General features: G+C 65.5%; 20 protein-coding genes, 3 tRNA genes and 1 other RNA gene. 13 read left to right on the top strand and 11 right to left on the bottom strand.

Annotated features, from left to right (window positions below; translation table 11 throughout):
* Window positions 1–30 precede the first annotated feature (30 nt).
* On the top strand, window positions 31–1,158 hold the full coding sequence (locus VHN57_RS04155) for a DmpA family aminopeptidase (RefSeq protein ID WP_423282862.1): 1,128 nt from the start codon (window positions 31–33) through the stop codon (window positions 1,156–1,158).
* Between the two features lie 121 nt (window positions 1,159–1,279).
* Here the strand turns inward: VHN57_RS04155 and VHN57_RS04150 are convergent, their stop codons facing one another.
* A complete protein-coding gene (locus VHN57_RS04150) occupies window positions 1,280–2,185 on the bottom strand; it encodes a fructose bisphosphate aldolase (protein WP_278988478.1) in 906 nt (301 codons plus the stop codon).
* Between the two features lie 260 nt (window positions 2,186–2,445).
* Here VHN57_RS04150 and VHN57_RS04145 point away from each other — a divergent pair, with 260 nt between their 5' ends.
* Window positions 2,446–2,943 (top strand): TlpA family protein disulfide reductase, encoded by a 498-nt coding sequence (locus tag VHN57_RS04145; RefSeq protein ID WP_423282860.1) that lies wholly within the window; start codon window positions 2,446–2,448, stop codon window positions 2,941–2,943.
* 79 nt (window positions 2,944–3,022) lie between these two features.
* Entirely contained in the window at window positions 3,023–4,234 is a 1,212-nt protein-coding gene (locus VHN57_RS04140) for an MFS transporter (protein ID WP_037507545.1), read from the top strand.
* Window positions 4,235–4,254: 20 nt separating this feature from the next.
* Here VHN57_RS04140 and VHN57_RS04135 read toward each other — a convergent pair whose 3' ends face one another.
* The 3 genes from VHN57_RS04135 to tkt form a co-directional block, all read right to left on the bottom strand.
* Window positions 4,255–5,457: a phosphoglycerate kinase gene (locus VHN57_RS04135; RefSeq protein ID WP_037507546.1), complete on the bottom strand. Its 1,203-nt coding sequence runs from the start codon at window positions 5,455–5,457 to the stop codon at window positions 4,255–4,257.
* 71 nt (window positions 5,458–5,528) lie between these two features.
* Window positions 5,529–6,539, bottom strand: a complete 1,011-nt coding sequence (gap, locus tag VHN57_RS04130; RefSeq protein ID WP_423282857.1) for a type I glyceraldehyde-3-phosphate dehydrogenase — start codon at window positions 6,537–6,539, stop codon at window positions 5,529–5,531.
* Between the two features lie 36 nt (window positions 6,540–6,575).
* Entirely contained in the window at window positions 6,576–8,543 is a 1,968-nt protein-coding gene (gene tkt, locus VHN57_RS04125; protein ID WP_278986596.1) for a transketolase, read from the bottom strand.
* A gap of 18 nt (window positions 8,544–8,561) precedes the next feature.
* Between tkt and VHN57_RS04120 the strand changes: the two genes are divergently transcribed.
* The 6 genes from VHN57_RS04120 to aqpZ all read left to right on the top strand — a co-directional run bounded on the left by VHN57_RS04120 (window position 8,562) and on the right by aqpZ (window position 11,251).
* Entirely contained in the window at window positions 8,562–8,909 is a 348-nt protein-coding gene (locus tag VHN57_RS04120) for a hypothetical protein (protein ID WP_125998270.1), read from the top strand.
* A complete protein-coding gene (locus VHN57_RS04115) occupies window positions 8,902–9,237 on the top strand; it encodes a cell division protein ZapA (protein ID WP_004211707.1) in 336 nt (111 codons plus the stop codon). Before VHN57_RS04120 ends, VHN57_RS04115 begins: the two co-directional genes overlap by 8 nt.
* An 11-nt stretch (window positions 9,238–9,248) precedes the next feature.
* Window positions 9,249–9,405: non-coding RNA, 6S RNA (gene ssrS / locus VHN57_RS04110), on the top strand.
* Between the two features lie 28 nt (window positions 9,406–9,433).
* Window positions 9,434–10,015 (top strand): 5-formyltetrahydrofolate cyclo-ligase, encoded by a 582-nt coding sequence (locus tag VHN57_RS04105; RefSeq protein WP_004211706.1) that lies wholly within the window; start codon window positions 9,434–9,436, stop codon window positions 10,013–10,015.
* Window positions 10,016–10,020: 5 nt separating this feature from the next.
* Window positions 10,021–10,263 (top strand): DUF2842 domain-containing protein, encoded by a 243-nt coding sequence (locus VHN57_RS04100; RefSeq protein WP_004211705.1) that lies wholly within the window; start codon window positions 10,021–10,023, stop codon window positions 10,261–10,263.
* A gap of 256 nt (window positions 10,264–10,519) precedes the next feature.
* Window positions 10,520–11,251, top strand: a complete 732-nt coding sequence (aqpZ, locus tag VHN57_RS04095; protein ID WP_026109314.1) for an aquaporin Z — start codon at window positions 10,520–10,522, stop codon at window positions 11,249–11,251.
* 102 nt (window positions 11,252–11,353) lie between these two features.
* On the opposite strand, the gene VHN57_RS04090 is transcribed toward aqpZ, so the two are convergent.
* The 3 genes from VHN57_RS04090 to VHN57_RS04080 form a co-directional block, all read right to left on the bottom strand.
* Window positions 11,354–11,430 (bottom strand) — tRNA-Asp (locus tag VHN57_RS04090).
* An 80-nt stretch (window positions 11,431–11,510) separates the two neighbouring features.
* Window positions 11,511–11,587, bottom strand: a tRNA-Asp gene (locus VHN57_RS04085).
* A gap of 41 nt (window positions 11,588–11,628) precedes the next feature.
* Window positions 11,629–12,783 carry an AI-2E family transporter gene (locus VHN57_RS04080; RefSeq protein WP_004211703.1) on the bottom strand — a complete coding sequence of 385 codons (1,155 nt, stop codon included), beginning with the start codon at window positions 12,781–12,783 and terminating at the stop codon, window positions 11,629–11,631.
* Window positions 12,784–12,947: 164 nt separating this feature from the next.
* Between VHN57_RS04080 and VHN57_RS04075 the strand changes: the two genes are divergently transcribed.
* Window positions 12,948–13,424, top strand: a complete 477-nt coding sequence (locus tag VHN57_RS04075) for a hypothetical protein (protein ID WP_278986593.1) — start codon at window positions 12,948–12,950, stop codon at window positions 13,422–13,424.
* A 72-nt stretch (window positions 13,425–13,496) separates the two neighbouring features.
* A complete protein-coding gene (locus VHN57_RS04070) occupies window positions 13,497–14,240 on the top strand; it encodes a class I SAM-dependent methyltransferase (RefSeq protein ID WP_278986592.1) in 744 nt (247 codons plus the stop codon).
* A 33-nt stretch (window positions 14,241–14,273) separates the two neighbouring features.
* On the opposite strand, the gene VHN57_RS04065 is transcribed toward VHN57_RS04070, so the two are convergent.
* From VHN57_RS04065 to thyA, 4 genes are all read right to left on the bottom strand, one after another.
* A complete protein-coding gene (locus VHN57_RS04065; RefSeq protein WP_278986591.1) occupies window positions 14,274–15,569 on the bottom strand; it encodes a dihydrolipoamide acetyltransferase family protein in 1,296 nt (431 codons plus the stop codon).
* Between the two features lie 94 nt (window positions 15,570–15,663).
* Window positions 15,664–16,668 carry an alpha-ketoacid dehydrogenase subunit beta gene (locus VHN57_RS04060; RefSeq protein WP_423285974.1) on the bottom strand — a complete coding sequence of 335 codons (1,005 nt, stop codon included), beginning with the start codon at window positions 16,666–16,668 and terminating at the stop codon, window positions 15,664–15,666.
* 53 nt (window positions 16,669–16,721) lie between these two features.
* The gene (locus VHN57_RS04055; RefSeq protein WP_069335794.1) at window positions 16,722–18,017 is read right to left on the bottom strand and encodes a 3-methyl-2-oxobutanoate dehydrogenase (2-methylpropanoyl-transferring) subunit alpha; all 1,296 of its coding nucleotides are present in this window, start codon (window positions 18,015–18,017) and stop codon (window positions 16,722–16,724) included.
* A gap of 117 nt (window positions 18,018–18,134) precedes the next feature.
* Entirely contained in the window at window positions 18,135–19,070 is a 936-nt protein-coding gene (thyA, locus tag VHN57_RS04050) for a thymidylate synthase (protein ID WP_278986672.1), read from the bottom strand.
* 204 nt (window positions 19,071–19,274) lie between these two features.
* Between thyA and VHN57_RS04045 the strand changes: the two genes are divergently transcribed.
* Both VHN57_RS04045 and VHN57_RS04040 read left to right on the top strand, forming a co-directional pair.
* Complete coding sequence (locus tag VHN57_RS04045) at window positions 19,275–19,550, top strand: JAB domain-containing protein (protein WP_010337243.1); 276 nt, start codon at window positions 19,275–19,277, stop codon at window positions 19,548–19,550.
* A 104-nt stretch (window positions 19,551–19,654) separates the two neighbouring features.
* Window positions 19,655–19,731: transfer RNA gene (locus VHN57_RS04040), tRNA-Pro, on the top strand.
* Window positions 19,732–19,894 lie beyond the last annotated feature (163 nt).

Raw genomic sequence — 19,894 nt, 5'->3', positions numbered from 1 at the left:
GACCGCAAGCAAAGAACCGAAGGATATTCCATGCGCCACGCTTTCGCCGCCCTGCTGCTCCTGTCCGCCGCGCCCGTGCTGGCGCAGGAGGCGCCGCGGCCGCGTGCGCGGGAGGCTGGCGTGACCGTCGGCATCCTCCAGCCCGGCCCGCTCAACGCGATCACCGATGTCGCGGGGGTGAAGGTGGGCCAGGTGACGCTGCCGCGCAGCAAGGACGTCAACACCGGCGTCACCGCGATCCTGCCCCACGGCGGCAACCTGTTCCAGGACAAGGTGCCGGCCGGCTTCGTCGCCTATAATGCGTTCGGCAAGTTCATGGGATCGACCCAGGTGGCCGAACTGGGCGAGATCGAGACGCCGATCCTGCTGACCAATACGCTGAACGTGGCGGAGGCCGGCGCGGCCTCGGTCGAATGGACGCTGGCGCAGGCCGGCAATGAGGAGGTGCGGTCGGTCAATGCCGTGGTCGGCGAGACCAATGACGGCATGCTCAACGACATTCGCGGCCGGCATGTCACCATCGCCGACGCGCGGCGCGCGATCGAGAGCGCCAGGGCCGGCCCGGTCGAGGAAGGCGGGGTGGGCGCGGGCACCGGCACGGTGGCCTTTGGTTTCAAGGCAGGGATCGGCACATCCTCCCGCAAGCTGCCCGTATCGCTCGGCGGCTGGACGGTGGGCGTGCTGGTGCAGGCCAATTATGGTGGCGTGCTGACGATCGCGGGCGTGCCGGTGGGGGTGAAGCTTGGCCGCTACGACTATCGCCAGCAGGTCGAGGAAAAGAAGGCGGACGGATCGGTCGTGATCGTCATTGCGACCGACGCGCCGCTGTCCGACCGCAATCTGCGCCGCGTCGCCGAGCGCGCCTTTGGCGGCATTGCGCGGACCGGGTCCAGCTTCTCCAACGGGTCTGGCGACTATGCCATCGCTTTCTCGACCAGCGACGCAGTGCGGCGCACGGCGGCGAAGCGCAATGCGGTGGCAGCGGTTGACGACCTGCCCAATGACCGCATCTCGCCGCTGTTCCAGGCGACCATCGAGGCGACCGAGGAAGCGGTGTTGAACGCGCTGTTCAAGGCGCAGACGGTGGTCGGCAATCGCGGCACGGTGGACGCCCTGCCGCTCGACAAGGTGCTGCCTATGCTGAAGGCCCGGCCGTAAAGCGGGAGTGCCGCGCTATCCGCTTCTCGACAGGCTCGAAGCGAACGGGCCGGGGTGCGGGTGTCAAATGGAAAAGGCGGCGCCGGCGGGACTTCCCCCTGCCCGGCGCCGTCCATATGCGTCAGGCCGCGACCGGGGTCTTGGTGGCCGAAGCGGCGTAGATTTCGTCGATCGCACCGCCCAGCGACGCGTTGAATTCGTCGTCGCTCATCTGGTGACGCAGGTCGTTGAGCAGCGCGCGGCTGAAGCTGGCGATGATGCCGCGATTCTTGGCCAGTTCGGCGCAGGCTTCGGTGCGGCTGAAGCCACCCGACAGGGCGACGACGCGCAGCACCTTGGGATGATTGACCAGCGGATCGAACAGGCCGGCCTTGGCGGGCAGCGAGAGCTTGAGCATCACCTGCTCGCCTTCGGGCAGGGCGTCGAGCTGCTTGAGGATTTCCTCCAGCAGGATCTGGTCGGCCTCGGCGCGTTCGGGCGACTTGATGTTCACTTCGGGTTCGATGATCGGCATCAGACCACCGGCCAGCACCTGCTTGCCAACTTCGAACTGCTGCGCGACCACGGCGGCAATGCCCTCGCGGTTGGCGAGGTTGACGACCGAGCGTTCCTTGGTGCCGAACACGCCCAGGCCCTTGGCGCGGGCGAGCAGCGCGTCGAGTTCGGGCATCGGCTTCATCAGCTGCACGCCGTTCGCCTCATCCTCCAGCCCCTTGTCGATCTTGATGAAGGGCACCACGCCGCGTTCGATCAGCGCGGTCGGGGTCGGCTTGCCGTCGACGGTGCCGTCCATGGTGCGCTCAAACAGGATCGCGCCCAGCACCTTGTCGCCGGTGAAGGCGGGCGAGGTCATGACACGGCTGCGCATGCCATGGATCAGGCCGAACATCTCCTCGTCATTGCTCCAGGCGCTTTCCTCGACGCCATAGCCCTTGAGCGCCTTGGGCGTGGAACCGCCGCTCTGGTCAAGCGCGGCGATGAAGCCCTGACCTTCGGAAACCTTCTTGACCATGTCCTGATCCAGCATCTGCACATACCTTCTCTTGGGGCGCGCCACCCCCTCGGCAGCGCGGAAAGATGGAAGCCATCGGGCAAACCCGAGGGCATGACTGTAGCGGGCTGTCAGGCCCGCCGGTATCCGGGCTGTTAGCTAGTCCCATGTCGCACCGCAAGATGCTTGGATCGTTACGGCGACGGGACGGCCGCCAATATCGTTGGCGCGTGGGACGGCGGCTGATAGGCTGTTGGCCAAAGGTCTGAATTGGGGGATGAATGGGGATCGGAACGATGCGGACCGTCATGGCGGCCGCGCTGATGCTGGGGCTGCTCGACATCGGGGTGGCGCAGGCGGCGACCAAGCCGGTCGTGGGCGAGATGGCGCCGGATTTCGAGCTGACGCTGATCGACGGCAGCACGGTGTCACTGGCGGAACTGAAGGGCCAGGTGGTGCTGCTCAATTTCTGGGCAACCTGGTGCGTACCATGCCGCAAGGAATTGCCGACGCTCGACAGCTATTATGGCATCAACCGAAAACATGGGCTGAGGGTATTTGCGATAACGACCGAGGGATCGGTGCCGGTCGCGCAGTTGAAGAAATTGTTCGCGGCGATGCACATCCCGTCGGCCAAAAGGATCAAGGGCCCCTATGGCCCGCTGACCGGAGTGCCGACCAATTTCGTCATCGATCGGGCGGGCCGGCTGCGCTACGCCAAGTCCGGCGCGTTCGAACTGGATGATCTCAACGCGCTGCTGGTGCCCTTGCTCAACGAGCAGCCGCCCGCCTGAGGCCGATTTCCGTTGCATTGCACAATGAAATTTCCGTCATCCGGTTGAAAGCCGGCCATGGCGGGACCATTAGGGCGGCATGACTAGTTCCGCCGCCCTGCCCCTGCCGCGCGATGATGCGCCCCTGTCCCGCTTTGCCATATTGCTGATGGCGGTCGCGTGCGGGACGATGGTCGCCAACCTCTATTATGCCCAGACGCTGATCGACGTGATCGGGCCGGAAATCGGCATGTCGGCAGGGGTCGCGGGCCTTATCACCACGCTGACGCAGCTTGGCTATGGCCTGGGCATCATCCTGGTGGTGCCGCTGGCCGACCTGTTCGAGAACCGGCGGATCGTGCTGATATCGGCGGTGGCGACGGTGCTGGGCTGTATCGCCATCGCCCTGTCCAATGGTCCCGCGACCTTCCTGATCGCGTCGGTCATGACCGGCGTCGGCGCGACCGGCGTGCAGGTGCTGATCCCGCTGGCCTCTCACCTCGCCCCACCCGAGCGGCAGGGGCGCGTGGTCGGCACGGTGATGAGCGGGTTGCTGTTCGGCATCATGCTGTCGCGGCCGATCGCCAGCTTCCTTGCTGGTTCGATGGGCTGGCGTGCGACCTTCCTGCTGTCGGCCGGGGTGATCGCGCTGGTCGCGATCGCGCTGCTGATCGCCTGTCCGCAGCGCCGGCCCAAGGGCGGCATGCATTATGGCGAAGTGCTGGCCTCGACCTTCTCGCAGCTCGGCAAATATCGCGTCGTGCGGATGCGCGCCTTCTACCAGGCGTCGATGTTCGCGGCGTTCAACCTGTTCTGGACCGCTGCGCCGCTGAGCCTGATCCATGACTTTGGCCTGAGCCATAATGGCATCGGCGCCTTTGCGCTGGCGGGTGCGGGCGGCGCACTGGTGGCGCCGGTGGCGGGCTGGCTGGCCGACCGGCGCCTGACAGGCCCGGCCTCGCTCGGCGCGCTGATCGCACTTTCGATCGGTTTCCTGCTGGCGGACTGGACGGTGGCGGCCGGCAGCCTGATCGGCTTCACCATCATGGCGGTGCTAATCGATGCGGCAGTGCAGGTCAGCCAGATCACCGGGCAGAAGCTGATCTTCTCGCTCGATCCCCATGCCCGCGGCCGGATCAACGCGGCCTATATGACGGTGATGTTCGTGGTCGGCGCGCTGGGATCGGTGATCGGATCGACCACCTATGAAGCGGGCGGCTGGAGCCTGAGCGCGATCGCCGGTGCGGCGATCGGCGGCGTGGCCGCGCTGGTCTTCATCCTGTTCGACCGGGGCGCCAGCGCCACGCGCTGACGCCCCTGCCGTCAAAAGGCTTAGGCGTAGAGGGCCTTCACGCCCGGCAGTTCCTTGCCTTCCATCCATTCGAGGAAGGCGCCGCCGGCGGTCGAGATGAAGGTGAAGTCGGCGGCCGCGCCGGCATGGTTGAGCGCGGCGACGGTGTCGCCACCGCCCGCGACCGAGACCAGCTGGCCTTCCTTGGTGAGCGCCGCTGCGGTCTTGGCGAGGGCGACGGTCGCCGCGTCGAAGGGCGCGATCTCGAACGCACCGAGCGGGCCGTTCCACACCAGGGTGCGGCAATTCTTGAGCGCATCGCCCAGCGCCTCGACCGCGGCCGGACCGACGTCGAGGATCATCTCGTCCTCGGCGACTTCATGGACGTTGCAGGTCCGGACCGACGGCGGGTTGGCGGCAAATTCCTTCGCCACGACCACGTCATAGGGCAGATGGATGATGCAGCCGGCTTCTTCCGCCTTGTCGAAGATGGCGTCGGCCGTATCAGCCAGATCCTTTTCGCACAGCGACTTGCCGACATCGACGCCGCGGGCGTGGAGGAAGGTGTTGGCCATGCCGCCGCCGATGATCAGATGATCGACCTTGGTGACGAGATTGTTGAGCACGTCGAGCTTGGTCGACACCTTGGCGCCGCCGACGACGGCCGCGACCGGCTTGACCGGGGCACCGAGCGCAGCTTCGAGCGCGTCCAGTTCCTTCTCCATCGAGCGGCCGGCAAAGGCGGGCAGCTTGTGGGCCAGCCCCTCGGTCGAGGCATGGGCGCGGTGCGCGGCGGAAAAGGCGTCATTGACATAGAGATCGCCGATCGCGGCGATCGCATCGACCAGCGCGGGATCGTTCTTTTCCTCGCCGGCATGGAAGCGGGTGTTTTCGAGGATGGCGATGTCGCCGTTGCGCATCACCTTGATACCGTCGGTCGCGGCCTCACCCTGGCAGTCGGGAATGAACTGCACCTCGCGGCCGAGCACCTGGGTCAGCGGACGGGTGATCTTGCTCAGCGAAAATTCCGGGTTCTTCTGACCCTTGGGCCGGCCGAAATGAGCGAGGATCAGCACCTTGGCACCGCGATCGGCCAGTTCCAGGATGGTCGGCATCGCCGCGCGCAGACGGGTGTCGTCGCTGACCGAACCGTCCTGCATCGGCACGTTCAGATCCTCGCGCACCAGCACCACCTTGCCGGTGATGTCGCCCATGTCGTCGAGTGTCTTGAACGGCTTTGCCATGATCGCTCCTAGAATTTGGAATTATGTCAGAAGAAAAACCCCGCCGGTTGATCCGGCGGGGCTGAGAAGGCTTAGAGGAACTTCGCCATGACACCCGAGGTGTCGATCATGCGGTTCGAGAAGCCCCATTCATTGTCGTACCAGCTGAGCACGCGGACCAGGTTGCCCTCGATCACGGCCGTTTCCAGGCTGTCGACGGTCGAGCTGCGCGGATCGCCATTATAATCGATCGAGACCAGCGGCTCGTCCGAATAGCCGAGGATACCCTTGAGCGGGCCGGATTCCGACGCAGCCTTGAGCAGGCCGTTGACTTCCTCGACCGTGGTGGCGCGGCTGGGGATGAACTTCAGGTCGACGACCGAGACGTTCGGGGTCGGCACGCGGACCGACGAACCGTCCAGCTTGCCCTTGAGCGCGGGCAGAACCTCACCCACGGCGCGGGCGGCACCGGTGGTGGTCGGGATCATCGACAGGGCAGCGGCGCGGGCGCGACGCATGTCCTTGTGGATCTGGTCCAGCGTGTTCTGGTCGTTGGTGTAGCTGTGGATCGTGGTCATGAAGCCGCGTTCGATGCCGATCGAATCGTTCAGCACCTTGGCGAGCGGCGCCAGGCAGTTGGTGGTGCAGCTGGCGTTCGAGATGATGATGTCGTCGGCGGTCAGTTCGTCATGGTTGACACCGAAGACGACAGTCTTGTCGACGTTGGTGCCCGGTGCCGAGATGACGACGCGCTTGGCGCCGGCGGTCAGGTGGACGCCGGCCTTGTCCTTGCTGGTGAAGATGCCGGTGCATTCCAGGGCGATTTCGACGCCCAGTTCGGCGTGCGGCAGGTTGGCGGGATCGCGCTCCGCCGTCACCTTGATCTTCTTGCCGTCGACCACCAGGAAATCGCCGTCGACGCTGACTTCGCCAGCCCAGTTGCCATGGACCGAGTCGCGCTTGAACAGCAGGGCATTGGCCTTGGCATCGCCCAGGTCGTTGATGCTCACCAGTTCCAGATCATGGTCGGTGCGCGAGAGGATGGCGCGCGCCACCAGACGACCGATGCGGCCGAAACCGTTGATTGCTACCTTCGTTGCCACTGCACTTGTCTCCCGGTTTGCGTGTAGGTCTTGGGCTCAGGCGCCGAGCGCGGCCTTGATCTGCGGAGCGATCTTGGCGGCGGTCAGGCCGAAATGGTCGTAAAGCACTTCGGCGGGGGCCGACGCGCCGAAGCTGTCGATGCCGAAGCGCAGGCCGTCAAGGCCGGTATAGCGTTCCCAGCCAAAGGTGGTGCCGGCCTCGATCGAAGCGCGCAGCACGCCGGCGGGCAGGATGTCGGCCTTGTAGGCGGCGTCCTGCGCGTCGAAATGGGCCCAGCTGGGCATCGAGACGACGTCGGCGCCGATGCCCTGTTCTTCCAGCGCCTTTGCGGTGGCGACGGCGATCTCGACTTCCGAACCGGTGGCGAGCAGCACGACCTTGCGATCGGCGGTCGCGGCGACCAGGCGATAGGCGCCCTTGGCCGACAGATTCTCAGCTTTTTCGAGGCGCAGCTGCGGCAGGTTCTGGCGGGTCAGCGCCAGCACCGACGGACCGGTTGCATCCTTCAGTGCCAGTTCCCAGCATTCCGCCGTCTCGACGATGTCGGCCGGGCGATAGACGTCGAGGTTCGGGATCATGCGCATCGACATGACATGCTCGATCGGCTGGTGGGTCGGGCCGTCTTCGCCCAGACCGATCGAGTCATGGGTAAGGACGTGGATCACGCGCTGTTCCTGCAGCGCGGCGAGGCGGATGCCGGCGCGCATATAGTCGGAGAAGACCAGGAAGGTGCCGCCATAGGGGATCACGCCGCCATGCAGCGCCATGCCGTTCATCGCGCAGGCCATGCCGAATTCGCGGATGCCATAATAGACATAGCGGCCCGCATAATCGTCGCGGGTCAGCGGACCGGTAGACTTGGTCTTGGTATTGTTCGAGCCGGTAAGGTCGGCCGAGCCGCCGACGGTTTCGGGCAGCAGATCGTTAATCGCGCCCAGCGCCAGTTCGCTAGCCTTGCGGGTGGCGACCTTCTGCGGGTTGGCGATCAGGCTGTCGATATAGGCGTCCAGCGAGAAGCCGGCCGGCAGTTCGCCCGCCATGCGGCGCGAAAATTCAGCGCCCTCCGAAGCATTTGCCAGGCGACCTTCCCAAGCGGCGCGAACATCGCCGCCCTTGGCGCCGATTGCCTTCCAGGCGGCGTCGATGTCGGCGGGAACCACGAAGGGTTCGGCGGTCCAGCCGAGGAACTCGCGGGCGGCGGCGACTTCGGCCTCGCCCAGCGCCGAACCATGGACGCCCGAAGTGCCGGCCTTGTTCGGCGCGCCATAACCGATCTTGGTGGCGCAGGCGATCAGCGAGGGACGCGGATCGGCCAGTGCTTCGTCGATGGCGCGGCGCACGTCGGCAACGTCATGGCCGTCGCACGACACGACATGCCAGCCGGTGGCGGCATAGCGGGCGCGGACATCTTCGTTGCTCGACAGGTCGACGGCGCCGTCGATGGTGATCTTGTTGTCGTCCCACAGCACGATCAGGCGCGAGAGGTTGAGGTGACCGGCAAGGCCGATCGCCTCATGGTTGATGCCTTCCATCAGGCAGCCGTCGCCGGCGATCACCCAGGTGCGGTGATCGACCAGATCGTCGCCGAACTCGGCATTCAGGTGACGCTCGGCAATCGCCATGCCGACGGCGGTGGCAAGGCCCGAACCCAGCGGGCCGGTGGTCGCTTCGACCCCTGCCAGCTCGAAATTCTCCGGGTGGCCGGCGCAGGGCGAACCGAGCTGGCGGAAGTTGCGGATGTCGTCCATCGTCGGACGGGCATAGCCGGTCAGGTTCAGCAGCGAGTAGATCAGCATCGAGCCATGGCCGGCCGACAGCACGAAACGGTCGCGATCGGCCCATTTCGGCGCGGCCGGATCGAACTTCACATAATCCTTGAACAGCACAGTGGCGACGTCAGCCATGCCCATCGGCATGCCGGGATGGCCGCTATTGGCAGCCTGCACGGCGTCCATGGAAAGCGCCCGGATGGCGTTGGCGAGCTGCGTGTCGGAAACGGTCATAGCGGGAAGATGTCTTTCATGACTGGCATGGAACGGCCCGCGCGAACGGGCGAGTCGATTTGGGTTCCCTTTGTCGCGTCAATCCCCATGCGTCAACCGCAGGCGGGGCGTGGCGCGCGGCAAGCCGTCCAAACAGCGCTTTTGCAAGGCGAAAACATTGGCTATGCAGAAAATATGGCAAGCGACCGCATGATGCAGGCGATCGGCACGCTGGAGCGCGCGATCAGTCGGCTTGAACAGAATGTGGCCAGCCTTTCGCAGGCTGTCCCCCACGCCAATTCCGGCATCGACCAGATGGCCGCCCAGGCGGCATTGCAATCGCTGGACGATCTCATCGGAGAATTGCGAGGGCGCGCCGATGGCTGAAATCATGTTGCAGATCGCCGGCCGCCCCTATCAGCTGCGCTGCCGCGATGGCGAGGAAGCGCATATGGCGCATCTGGCCCAGATCATCGAGGACAAGGCCTATCAGGCGCAGCGCAGCACGCCGGGCCTGACCGAGGTGCGCACGCTGCTGTTCGCGGCGCTGTTCATGGCGGACGAACTCAACGAACTGAAGCGCGCCGCGGCGGGCCGACAAGAGCAACTGGCGCTGGATGGCGATGACGAGCCGGCCGCCCGCGCGGTCGAGGCATTGGCCGCCCGCGTAGAAAAGCTGAGCGAGGCTCTTGCCGCCCGCGCCGCCGACGCCTAGATTGGCGGCGACGGGCACTGCCTGGTGCGAGCTTTAGCGAACATCCCTGAGGCGATAATCACATCCACGGGGGCTGTCCCTGGGCGGGCTCTGGCCCGATCTACATGGTCCCCACCTGACGTTGAGGCGTCAGAGGATATTCCAGCAAACGGCCAAGGCGGTCCCGTCACCCTGCCCCTACCAGCAAAGGCACCCCATGCCCGACGACAGTGATGCCGCCGACAAGTCGACCCTGCGCGCGATCGCCCGGCAGCGGCGGCGCAACTTCGTCGCCTCGCTCGACGCGCTGACCCACAGGCTGGCGTTCAAGGCCGTCCCCTCCCCGCTCGCCCAACGCATCGCCGACGCGCAGGTGATCGCGCTCTACATGGCGCTGGATGACGAGGCGCCGGCGCAGCGTCTGGCCCCGCAACTGGGCGTGATGGGCAAGCAGGTGGCGTTGCCGCGCGTGCTCGATCGACTGGGCAGCATGGATTTCCTGCTCTGGCGTCCCGAGGACCAGCTGTTCCCCGGCCTGTTCGGCACCAGCCACCCCGAGCCGTCAGGCGGTGCGGTGGTGCCGGATGTCATCATCGCGCCGCTGCTGGGTTTCGACCAGCGGATGAACCGCCTTGGCCAGGGTGGCGGCTATTATGACCGCGCCTTTGCCCGCCATCCCGACGCCTTGCGCGTCGGCCTTGCCTGGTCGGCGCAGGAACTGGATGATGTGCCGGCCGACCCATGGGATCTGCCGCTCGACATGATCCTGACCGAAACCGCCGTGATCGAGGCAGCCTGACCCCGATGAGCATCGACCCGCGCCATTATCATCAGCCCAGCTGGCGCAAGCCCGCTGGCATGTTCGCGATCCTGGGGCTGATCCTGGGCTGGGCCGTGCTGGTCGGCAGCCTGTCGCCGCTGATCGGCCAGTTGCCGATGTGGGGCCAGGTGCCGGTCTATATTGTCCTGGGCCTGATCTGGATCTGGATCCTGCCGCTGCGGCGGCTGCTCGCCTGGATGGAAACGGGGCGCTGGCGTCAGGGTTAATCCCGATGCCCAGCCCATGGTGTTTCGCCTTATCCCTGAGCGTTAGGCGACCATAGCGGACGCATCGCGGCCATGCGCGATGCCGGCGGCTCGCCGGAAACGGGGGCAACGGCATGTCCATGCGCCAGTCACCAGCATCGGCCGCCCATGCCGCGGACCGCTCCCTTCGATCATCCTGCATTCTCCGGGCGGCGCCACCCCGCACCGGTCCCAAGCCATGTCCGGTGGCAGGCGCACAGTGCAACAGGAGGCGTTGATGGTTCCATTGAGCAAGCGGTTGTTTGCCGAATGTTTCGGCACATTCTGGCTGGTGTTTGGCGGGTGCGGCAGCGCCGTGCTGGCGGCGGCCTTTCCCGATGTCGGCATCGGCCTGCTGGGCGTGGCCCTGGCCTTCGGCCTCACGGTGCTGACCATGGCCTTTTCGATCGGCCATATTTCGGGCTGCCACCTCAATCCGGCGGTAACGATCGGCCTGTGGGCCGGCGGACGCTTCCCGGCCCGCGACATCGCCCCCTATATCGTCGTGCAACTGGTGGGCGCGGTGATCGCAGCCGCCCTGCTGCTGTTCATCGCCAGCGGCCAGCCGGGCTATGAGTTGGCGCCCAACGGCCTGGCGGTCAATGGCTATGGCCTGCATTCGCCGGGCGGCTACACGCTCGAATCAGGGCTGGCGATCGAGATGGTGCTGACCTTCGGCTTCCTGAGCGTCATCCTAGGCGCGACCGACAGCCGCGCGCCGGCGGGCTTTGCCCCGATCGCGATCGGCCTGGCGTTGACGCTGATCCACCTGATCAGCATCCCGGTCACCAACACGTCGGTCAATCCGGCGCGCAGCACCGGTCCTGCCCTGCTGGTCGGCGGGTTGGCGCTGCATCAGCTCTGGCTGTTCTGGGTGGCGCCGATCATCGGTGCGCTGGCTGCCGGCGGCGTCTATCGCTGGCTCGCCAACGAACCGCTGCCGCCGCATGTGACGGGCGAGCATCTCTGACACGAATCGTCACGGGTCGATGCCGCTGGTGTCGGCCCGCTGGCCTGTATCGATGTGAGGGGTAAAGGATCGCTTGGCGATCGGATCACTTCGGGGATGAAGTGGCGCGAGTGACGGGGCTCGAACCCGCGACCTCCGGCGTGACAGGCCGGCGCTCTAACCAACTGAGCTACACCCGCGCAGGGCGGCATCCTATCGTGACCCATGGTCACCAGATGATGCAAATCTGTCTACCTTCCGACTTTCCGGTCAAGGAAAGTGGCGCGAGTGACGGGGCTCGAACCCGCGACCTCCGGCGTGACAGGCCGGCGCTCTAACCAACTGAGCTACACCCGCGTTCGGTGTGGGCGGCCGTCTATGCGGGTCCGGCCAAGCTGTCAACCGTCCTCGCCATCAGTTTCTTCACTTGTTGCATTTTCTTTGCGACGGCTGACCGTCAGCGTTCCCTGTTCGAACAGGAAACCGGCGATGTCGGGCGTGCCGGCGGCGGCCACAACGGTCTGCACGATGATGAGCAACGGGACGCCGAGCAGCGCACCGGGCGTGCCCCAGACCCAGCCCCAGAAGGTCAGCGAGACGAGAATCAGCAGCGGGTTCATCGTCAGGCGACGGCCAAGGATGGTGGGCGTGATGACATTGGCCTCCACCAGATGGAAACCGATCTGGAGAAAGGCGGGCAGCAGCGCCGTCCAGACATCGTCGAACACCATGAGGCCGCCCAGCGCCAGCAGCACGGCGGCCAGCATCGGCCCGAAATAGGGAATGAAGTTGAGCAAGGCGACGATGCCGCCCCACATCCAGGGCGATGGCATGCCGATCAGCCAGAGCGCCAGCGCCACGGCGAGGCCGAGGCACAGGTTGATGGTGGCGATCGTCATCACATAGGCAGAGGTTGCGTCGACCACATTCTGGATCACCCGCGCGACCGCCATGGCGCCGTCGAAACTGCCCCGGCTGTTGATCGTGCGGCGGCGCAGCCGGGTCCAGCCGGCCAGGAAGAAATAGATGATGAGCAGCGCGAACACCATCTGGATGATCGCCGACGGGGCGGAGGCAGCCGCGAACTGCAGCAGCGATCCGGGCGTTTCCACCGCCGCCCGATGCGCGACCGATGCCGGACCCGCGACCAGCATCTGGACGGTTTCGTCGACGAATCGCTGGGCCTGGGAATAGAAATCGATGAGCGGCGCCAGCGTCGCCTGAATCTTGGGCAGGCGCTGGGGCAGAATACGGAACCAGTCGGTCGCCGGCACCACGATCAGCACCAGCGCGGTATTGGCGACGCTGAGGAAGGCGACGACCGCCAGCAGCGCCGACAGGCCCGAGGGCAGCCCGCGCCGCTCCAGCCATTCGAGCAGCGGCACCAGCGCGATCGCGATCACCAGAGCAGCCGTCAGCGGCAGGAAAAATTCGGCGCCCGCACGCAGGGCGAAGGGCAAGGCCAGCAACAGACCGACGCCCGAGGACAAGGCGATCGATGCCAGCAAACGGTCGCGCCGCCGATTGACTTCCAGTTCCTCGTTGGTGGTCACGCCCGATCCGTCCCCTGTGCATTCGCCATGTTGCTCTGCACCCGAGGCCATGACGGGTCAAATGACATCGACCGACAAGCTGCCAGAGACAGCAAATGACGCCTTAACCAAATATTCGGCGATGCCAGCCAAGATAGCGACCCAGACGATAAGGGGGATATCGCATGGCATTGGGACGCCTGGCCTGGATCGGTTTGCTGGCGGCATGGACGACGCCGTCCGCCCTGATCGCCCAGCATCCCGACATGCGGCTGGACAGCCGCATGTTCGTGGAGCGGGTGCAGACCGACATCAACGGCCGCGCCCGGCGCATCGTCGCCAGCCCCGATCGCCGTCAGCCCGGCGACCAGATGATTTTCATCGTCGACTGGCGCAACACCGGCCCACGACCGGTGCGCGGCTATAGCCTGGTCCGGGCCGTGCCCCGCGGCACCATGCTCGACCTGTCCGATCCGACCATGCTGGTTTCGGCCGATGGCGGCGAACATTGGGGCCGGATCGACCAGCTCTGGCTGCCGACACCCCTGGGCGGCTCGCGCCGCGCGATTGCGGCCGACATCACCCATATACGCTGGCTGCTCGCCAACGAAATCCCGCCGGGCGAGAGCGGCCGGCTGAGCTATCGCCTGATAGCCCGCTAAATCCCTGATCCGGCAAAGGCTTGAGTTGATCCGTGCATCCCCATAGAGACGGGGAGGAACGGAGACATCATAGTGCCCAAAGAAGGGGAACTCGCCTATCTCGCCAATACCGGCGACATCGGCCGCCAGCATTCACTGGAAAAGCCCTTTTCCGACCCACAATGCGGCCTGAACCTGGCCTCCATCGGCTATGTCATGTCGCTGTTACCGCCGGCCCCTGCCCGCATCCTCGACCTGGGCTGTGGCGGCGGCTGGACCAGCATCTTCCTCGCCAAACATGGCTATCGCGTCACGGGGCAGGATATTGCCCCCGACATGATCGATCTGGCGCGGGAAAATGCCGCGCGCCATGGCCTGGACGATCGGCTGGATTTCGTCTGCGGCGATTTCGAGCAGATCGGCGACCAGGGCCAGTTCGACGCCGCGATCTTCTTCGATTCCCTGCATCATGCCGAGGATGAGGCGCTGGCGATCCGGGCGGCCTGGGCAGCGCTGAAGCCGGGCGGCCTGCTGATCACCCATGAGCCGGGCGAAGGCCATGCCACCCATCCCGATTCGATCGAGGCGATGCGCCTTTATGGCGTCACCGAACGCGACATGCCACCGCACCTGATCATTGCGCGGGGCAAAGAGGCTGGCTTCACCCGGTCGCGGGTGCTGCCCCTGCCCGAATATCTCCATCAGTTGTTCTACGAGGATAATCGCTATCTGCGGCAGCGACTGAGCCAGCGCTACTGGCGCCGGGTCGGCCGCATATTGCGGCTGATCTTTCGCCCCGACCTGCGGCGCGGGGCGATCGTCGTCCTGACGAAATAGGGCCGGGCGGCGGTCCGCCCGACCCCATCATGCTCAGCCCTCGAACAGCAGGACCGGCGTTTCCAGCAGCTTGCGCACGGCCTGGACGAAGCTGGCCGCATCCCAGCCGTCGACGACGCGATGGTCGCAGCTGATCGACAGGTTCATCAGCTTTGCCGCGACGATCTCCTTCCCCCGGAACATCGGACGCTCGATCACGCGGTTGGGGCCGATGATCGCCACTTCGGGCCGGTTGATGACCGGGGTGGTGGCGATGCCGCCCAAGGGCCCGAGCGAGGTCAGGGTCAGGGTGGAACCCGACAGTTCGGCCGAGGTCGCCTTGCCGCTGCGCGCGGCGTCGGCGAGGCGACGGATCTCAGTCGCCAGCTGCCAGACATTCCTGTCCTGCGCGTCGCGGATCACCGGCACCATCAGCCCCGCATCGGTCTGCGTCGCCATGCCGAGGTGGACGGCGCCATGACGCGTCACCACGCCCGCCTCGTCATCATAACGGGCGTTGAGCATGGGGAAGTCGGGCAGCGTCCTGCAGATCGCCACGATCAGTAGCGGCAGCATGGTGAGCTTGGGCCGATCGCCGCGATGCGCGTTGAGCTGTGCCCGCGCTTCCTCCAGCGCGGTGACATCGATTTCCTCGACATAGGTGAAGTGGGGAATGTGACGCTTTGACGCGGCCATATTCTCGGCAATGCGGCGGCGCATGCCGATCACCTTCACCTGCTCGTCGGCGCGCGGTGCCGTGCGGCCGGCCGGGCGATAGCCCTGCCCCGCACCGTAGAGCAGATAGGCGTCGAGATCGGCGTGGCGGATATGGTCGCCATTGGGCTTCACCAGCGCGAGGTCGACGCCCAGTTCCCTGGCGCGCGCACGGACGGCGGGGGAGGCGAGGATGGGCGCGGCAACATCCGTCCCCCTCCCTTCCAGGGAGGGGTTAGGGGTGGGTACCGGCGAAGCCGGTGCCTCTGGCTCAACGGCAGGCAGCTCGCTTTGCTCGCCACCCACTCCCGGCCCCTCCCTGGAAGGGAGGGGAGTATCAGTGGAGGCCTCGACCGTTTCGACCGACGGCGCGGGCGCGGCAGCAGCCCCCTCGCCTTCCGTCTCGATCTCCACCAGCATCGATCCGATCGACACCTGATCGCCCGGCTCTCCCGCCAGGCGGACGACCGTGCCCGCGACCGGGCTTTCCATCTCGACCGTCGCCTTGTCGGTCATCATGTCGGCGATCGGCTGGTCTTCCTCGACCCGATCGCCGACCTGGACGTGCCAACCAACGATTTCGGCCTGCGCAATGCCTTCGCCGATGTCCGGCAGCTTGAATGTAAAAAGAGCCATTACATCCTCCCCCGTTCGTGCAGGGGCGTAGGAATGATCTGGCAAATGTCGTGCTTGGCACGAACGGAACAGGGAGGTGTAACGACCATAGCCCTCAGTCCTTCATGATCTTGTTGATGGCTTCGCGGATGCGCACGGGGCCGGGAAAATAGGCCCATTCCAGACTGTGCGGATAAGGCGTGTCGAAGCCGGTGACGCGCTCGATCGGCGCTTCGAGATGGTAGAAGCAGCGTTCCTGCACCAGCGCCGACAGTTCGGCGCCAAAGCCGGACGTCCGCGTCGCTTCATGCACGATCAGGCAGCGGCCGGTCTTCCTGACCGACGCCTCGATCGTGTCGATGTCGAGCGGCACCAGCGTGCGCAGGTCGACAATCTCGGCATCGATGCCCAGCTTCGCCACGGTATTTTCGACGACATGGACCATCGTGCCATAACAGAGGATGGTCAGCGCCTCGCCGGGACGGGCGATCCGCGCCTTGCCCAGGTCGATGCGATAATAGCCCTGCGGCACCTGCGCATCGGCATGGCCCGCCCAGCTCTTGGCCGGCGTGTCATAATGGCCATCGAACGGGCCGTTATAGATGCGCTTGGGCTCGAAGAAGATGACCGGGTCATTATCCTCGATCGCCGCGATCAGCAGGCCCTTGGCATCATAGGGGGTGGACGGGATCACCGTCTTGACCCCGGACACATGGGTGAAGATGCCTTCCGGGCTCTGGCTGTGGGTCTGGCCGCCGAAGATGCCGCCGCCAAAGGGCGAGCGCACCGTCATCGGCGAGATGAACTCGCCGGCCGAACGATAGCGCAACCGCGCCGCCTCGCTCACCAACTGGTCGAGCGCGGGGTAGATATAGTCGGCGAACTGGATTTCGGGCACCGGCCGCAGGCCATAGGCGCCCATGCCGACCGCGACGCCGATGATGCCGCATTCGGTGATCGGCGTGTCGAACACGCGGTTCTTGCCATATTTCTGCTGGAGGCCGGCGGTGGCGCGGAACACGCCGCCGAAATAGCCGACATCCTCGCCCATCACCACGACATCGGGGTCGCGGCCCATCATCACGTCCAGCGCGCTGTTGATCGCCTGGATCATGTTCATCTGGACGGGTTCGTCCTGGCCGCCGGCGGCGACCGTTTCCATGCGCATGTCGTTCACAGCCCTGCCGCCTTCCATTCGTCGAGCATCTGCTGCTGCTGTTCTTTCAGGTGCCAGGGCATGTCCTCGAACACGTCCTGGAACATGCTTTCCATCGGATGGTGGAGGCCATGGCCCAATATGCCGTTCTTTTCGGCCTCGCGCGCGGCGTCACGGACCATCTCGGCCAGTTCCTGGTCCATCGCGGCGTGCCGCTCCTCGTCCCAGATGCCCAGCGTGATGCAATGCTGCTTCAGCCGCGCGATCGGATCGCCGAGCGGCCATTTGCTGCTTTCCTCGGCCGAGCGATAGGCGGTCGGATCGTCGGACGTGCTGTGTCCTTCGACGCGATAGGTGAAATGCTCGATCAGGGTCGGACCGCCATTGGCGCGGGCGCGATCGGCGGCCCAGCGGGTGGCGGCATAGACGGCCAGCACGTCATTGCCGTCGACGCGCAGCCCGGCAATGCCATAGCCGATCGCGCGCGCGGCGAAGGTGGTCGCTTCCGCCCCGGCAAAGCCGGAGAAGCTGCTGATCGCCCACTGGTTGTTCACCACATTCATGATGACGGGCGCGCGATAGACGCTGGCGAAGGTGCAGGCCGAATGGAAGTCGCCCTCTGCGGTCGAGCCCTCGCCGCACCAGGTGGCGGCGATGCGGGTGTCGCCCTTGGCCGCGCTTGCCATCGCCCAGCCCACGGCCTGGGGATATTGGGTGGTGAGGTTGCCGGAGATGGAGAAGAAGCCCGCCTCGCGCGCCGAATACATGATCGGCAGCTGGCGGCCCTTCATCCGGTCGCCCTTGTTCGAGTAGATCTGGTTCATCATGTCGACGATGGACCAGTCCCGCGCGATCAATATGCCCTGCTGGCGATAGGAGGGAAAGCACATGTCGTCGCGCGACAGGGCAAGCGCGGCGCCGATCGATACCGCCTCCTCGCCGGTCGACTTCATGTAGAAGCTGGTCTTGCCCTGGCGCTGGGCGCGGAACATGCGGCCGTCGAAGGCGCGGGTCAGCGCCATGTAGCGCAGCATCCGCAGCAGCGTGTCCGCCGGCAGCTTGGGATCCCAGGCGCCGACCGCATGGCCATCCTCGTCCAGAACGCGGACCAGCCCATAGGCGAAGTCGCGCATCTGCGACGGGTGGGTCGCCTCGTCCGGGCGCGGCGCCGCGTCGGCCGCGGGAATGTCGAAATGGGTGAAGTCCGCGCTCTCACCGGGCCGCGCGGGCGGCTCGGGCACATGCAGCTGCAGCGGCGGCAGGTTGCGTCCCTGCCCGTCCGTCACAGCGCCGGATTCGATCGAATCGGTCATCCTGCCTCCTATTGTGCGTTGCAATAATATTGCTTGTGGCAATTATTATATTTCAACGCCGCGCAAGGCAAGCCTTACTGACCCAATTCCTTTTCGCCTGTCGCCTTCGCTGTCACCTCAGACGGCAACGGGCGCGGAAATATGGGCCTGCGGCGCATAATCCTGCACCTCGAAATCCTCGATCTTATAGTCGAAAATGCTCGAAGGCCGGCGATTGATCCGCAGCTTCGGCGCGCCAGCCGGGGTGCGGCTGATCTGCTCCTCCACCAGATCGGCATGGTTGAGGTAGAGATGGACGTCGCCGCCCTGCCAGACCGCCTCGCCCGGCTCCAGATCACATTGCTGGGCCAGCATCCGGGTGATCATCGACAGGCCGAAGATGTTGAAGGCAAAGCCCAATCCCAGGTCGCAGCTGCGCTGGAAGAGCAGGCCGTTGAGGCGGCCATCGGACACCTGGAACTGATAGGTCATGTGGCAGGGCGGCAAGGCCATCTGCGCGACTTCCGCGACATTCCAACCGGTGAAGAGCAGGCGGCGCGAACCGGGGTTGGTGCGAATCGCATCGACCAGCGCGGCGATCTGGTTGTGGCCCTGTGCTGCCCGGCGAAACAGGCCGTCGCCGGCCGGCTCGTAGCGCGGCCAGTTCACCCATTGGGCGCCATAGACCGGACCGAGATCACCCCATTGCCGGGCAAAGGCTTCATCCTCGATGATTCGCGCCTCGAACGCGTCGCGGTCGATATCCTCGCCGGTCGCCTTGCGGTAGCTGTCGAGCGGCCAGTCGGTCCAGATATGGACATTCTGCTTCACTAGTTCGCGGATATTGGTGTCGCCGGTCAGGAACCACAGCATCTCGCGCGCGGCGACCTTCCAATAGACCCGCTTGGTGGTGAGCAGCGGCACCGCATCGTCGGCCAGCGAGAATCGCAGGGTCGCGCCCAGGATCGATCGGGTGCCAACGCCGGTGCGGTCGATCCGCTCGTCGCCATGGCGCCAGATATGGCGCATCAGGTCGAGATATTGCTCTTCATAATGGGGCGGCTGCGGCGACATGGCGTGCAAGGTCAATGATCCTGGGATGGGAATGAATCTGGGCGTCCCGTCCATGTAGCATCCCCCCTGCCCCGCTGTCCCGACCAAAGGTCGCGCCATAACGGATGCGACTGCCCGCCGGGCCTGCCCCGTTCCGCCACTACGGATCATTCCTCACCTCCGATCCCTGCCCATTGCTGACAGGCTGCGTGCCCAGGGGGTGCAATGCTGACATTGGTGATTCTCGACGAGGACGGCCAGCCGCGCGACCGGCTGCACCCCGATGGCAACTGGCCCTGCCTGGTCGCGCATCTGCTGGCCAGCGATGCGCGACGGGTCATCCTGCACCAGCGGCGGCACACTGCGGCGCCGCAGCCGGTCGATATCGCCCTGACCCGTAGCCTGCACCGCCGGCTGCGAGCGCTCGACATCCACCTGGCCGACCATCGGATCGACACGCCAACCGGCTGTTTCAGCTTCCGCGATGCGGGTCTTTTGTAGAATTTTCAAAAAAGCGCATCAGGTGGCTTGCCAGCCCTCAAACCCCTCTCTATAGGCGCACTCCTGCCTTACGGGGCCGCCCCAAAAGCGGCTTCGGCACCGGTCGGGGAATAGCTCAGCCTGGTAGAGCACTGTCTTCGGGAGGCAGGGGCCGGAGGTTCGAATCCTCTTTCCCCGACCAACTTATTCGCCTGGACTTCGGTTCGGGACGATAAGCAGAAAAACCCCGGACTTCCATCGGAAGTCCGGGGTTTTTGCGTTCTGTTTCCTTGCATGCCCTTCGGACCGCGGACCGACCGAGGGCATAACGAACCCGGTTCGGTACGCCCCCTGTCCTGACTTCA

The organism is Sphingobium salicis subsp. salicis (genome assembly GCF_049472635.1).
Lineage (GTDB): Bacteria > Pseudomonadota > Alphaproteobacteria > Sphingomonadales > Sphingomonadaceae > Sphingobium > Sphingobium yanoikuyae_A.
The sequence above is the reverse complement of the archived record's forward strand: the minus strand, read 5'-3'. Positions and strand labels throughout refer to the sequence as shown.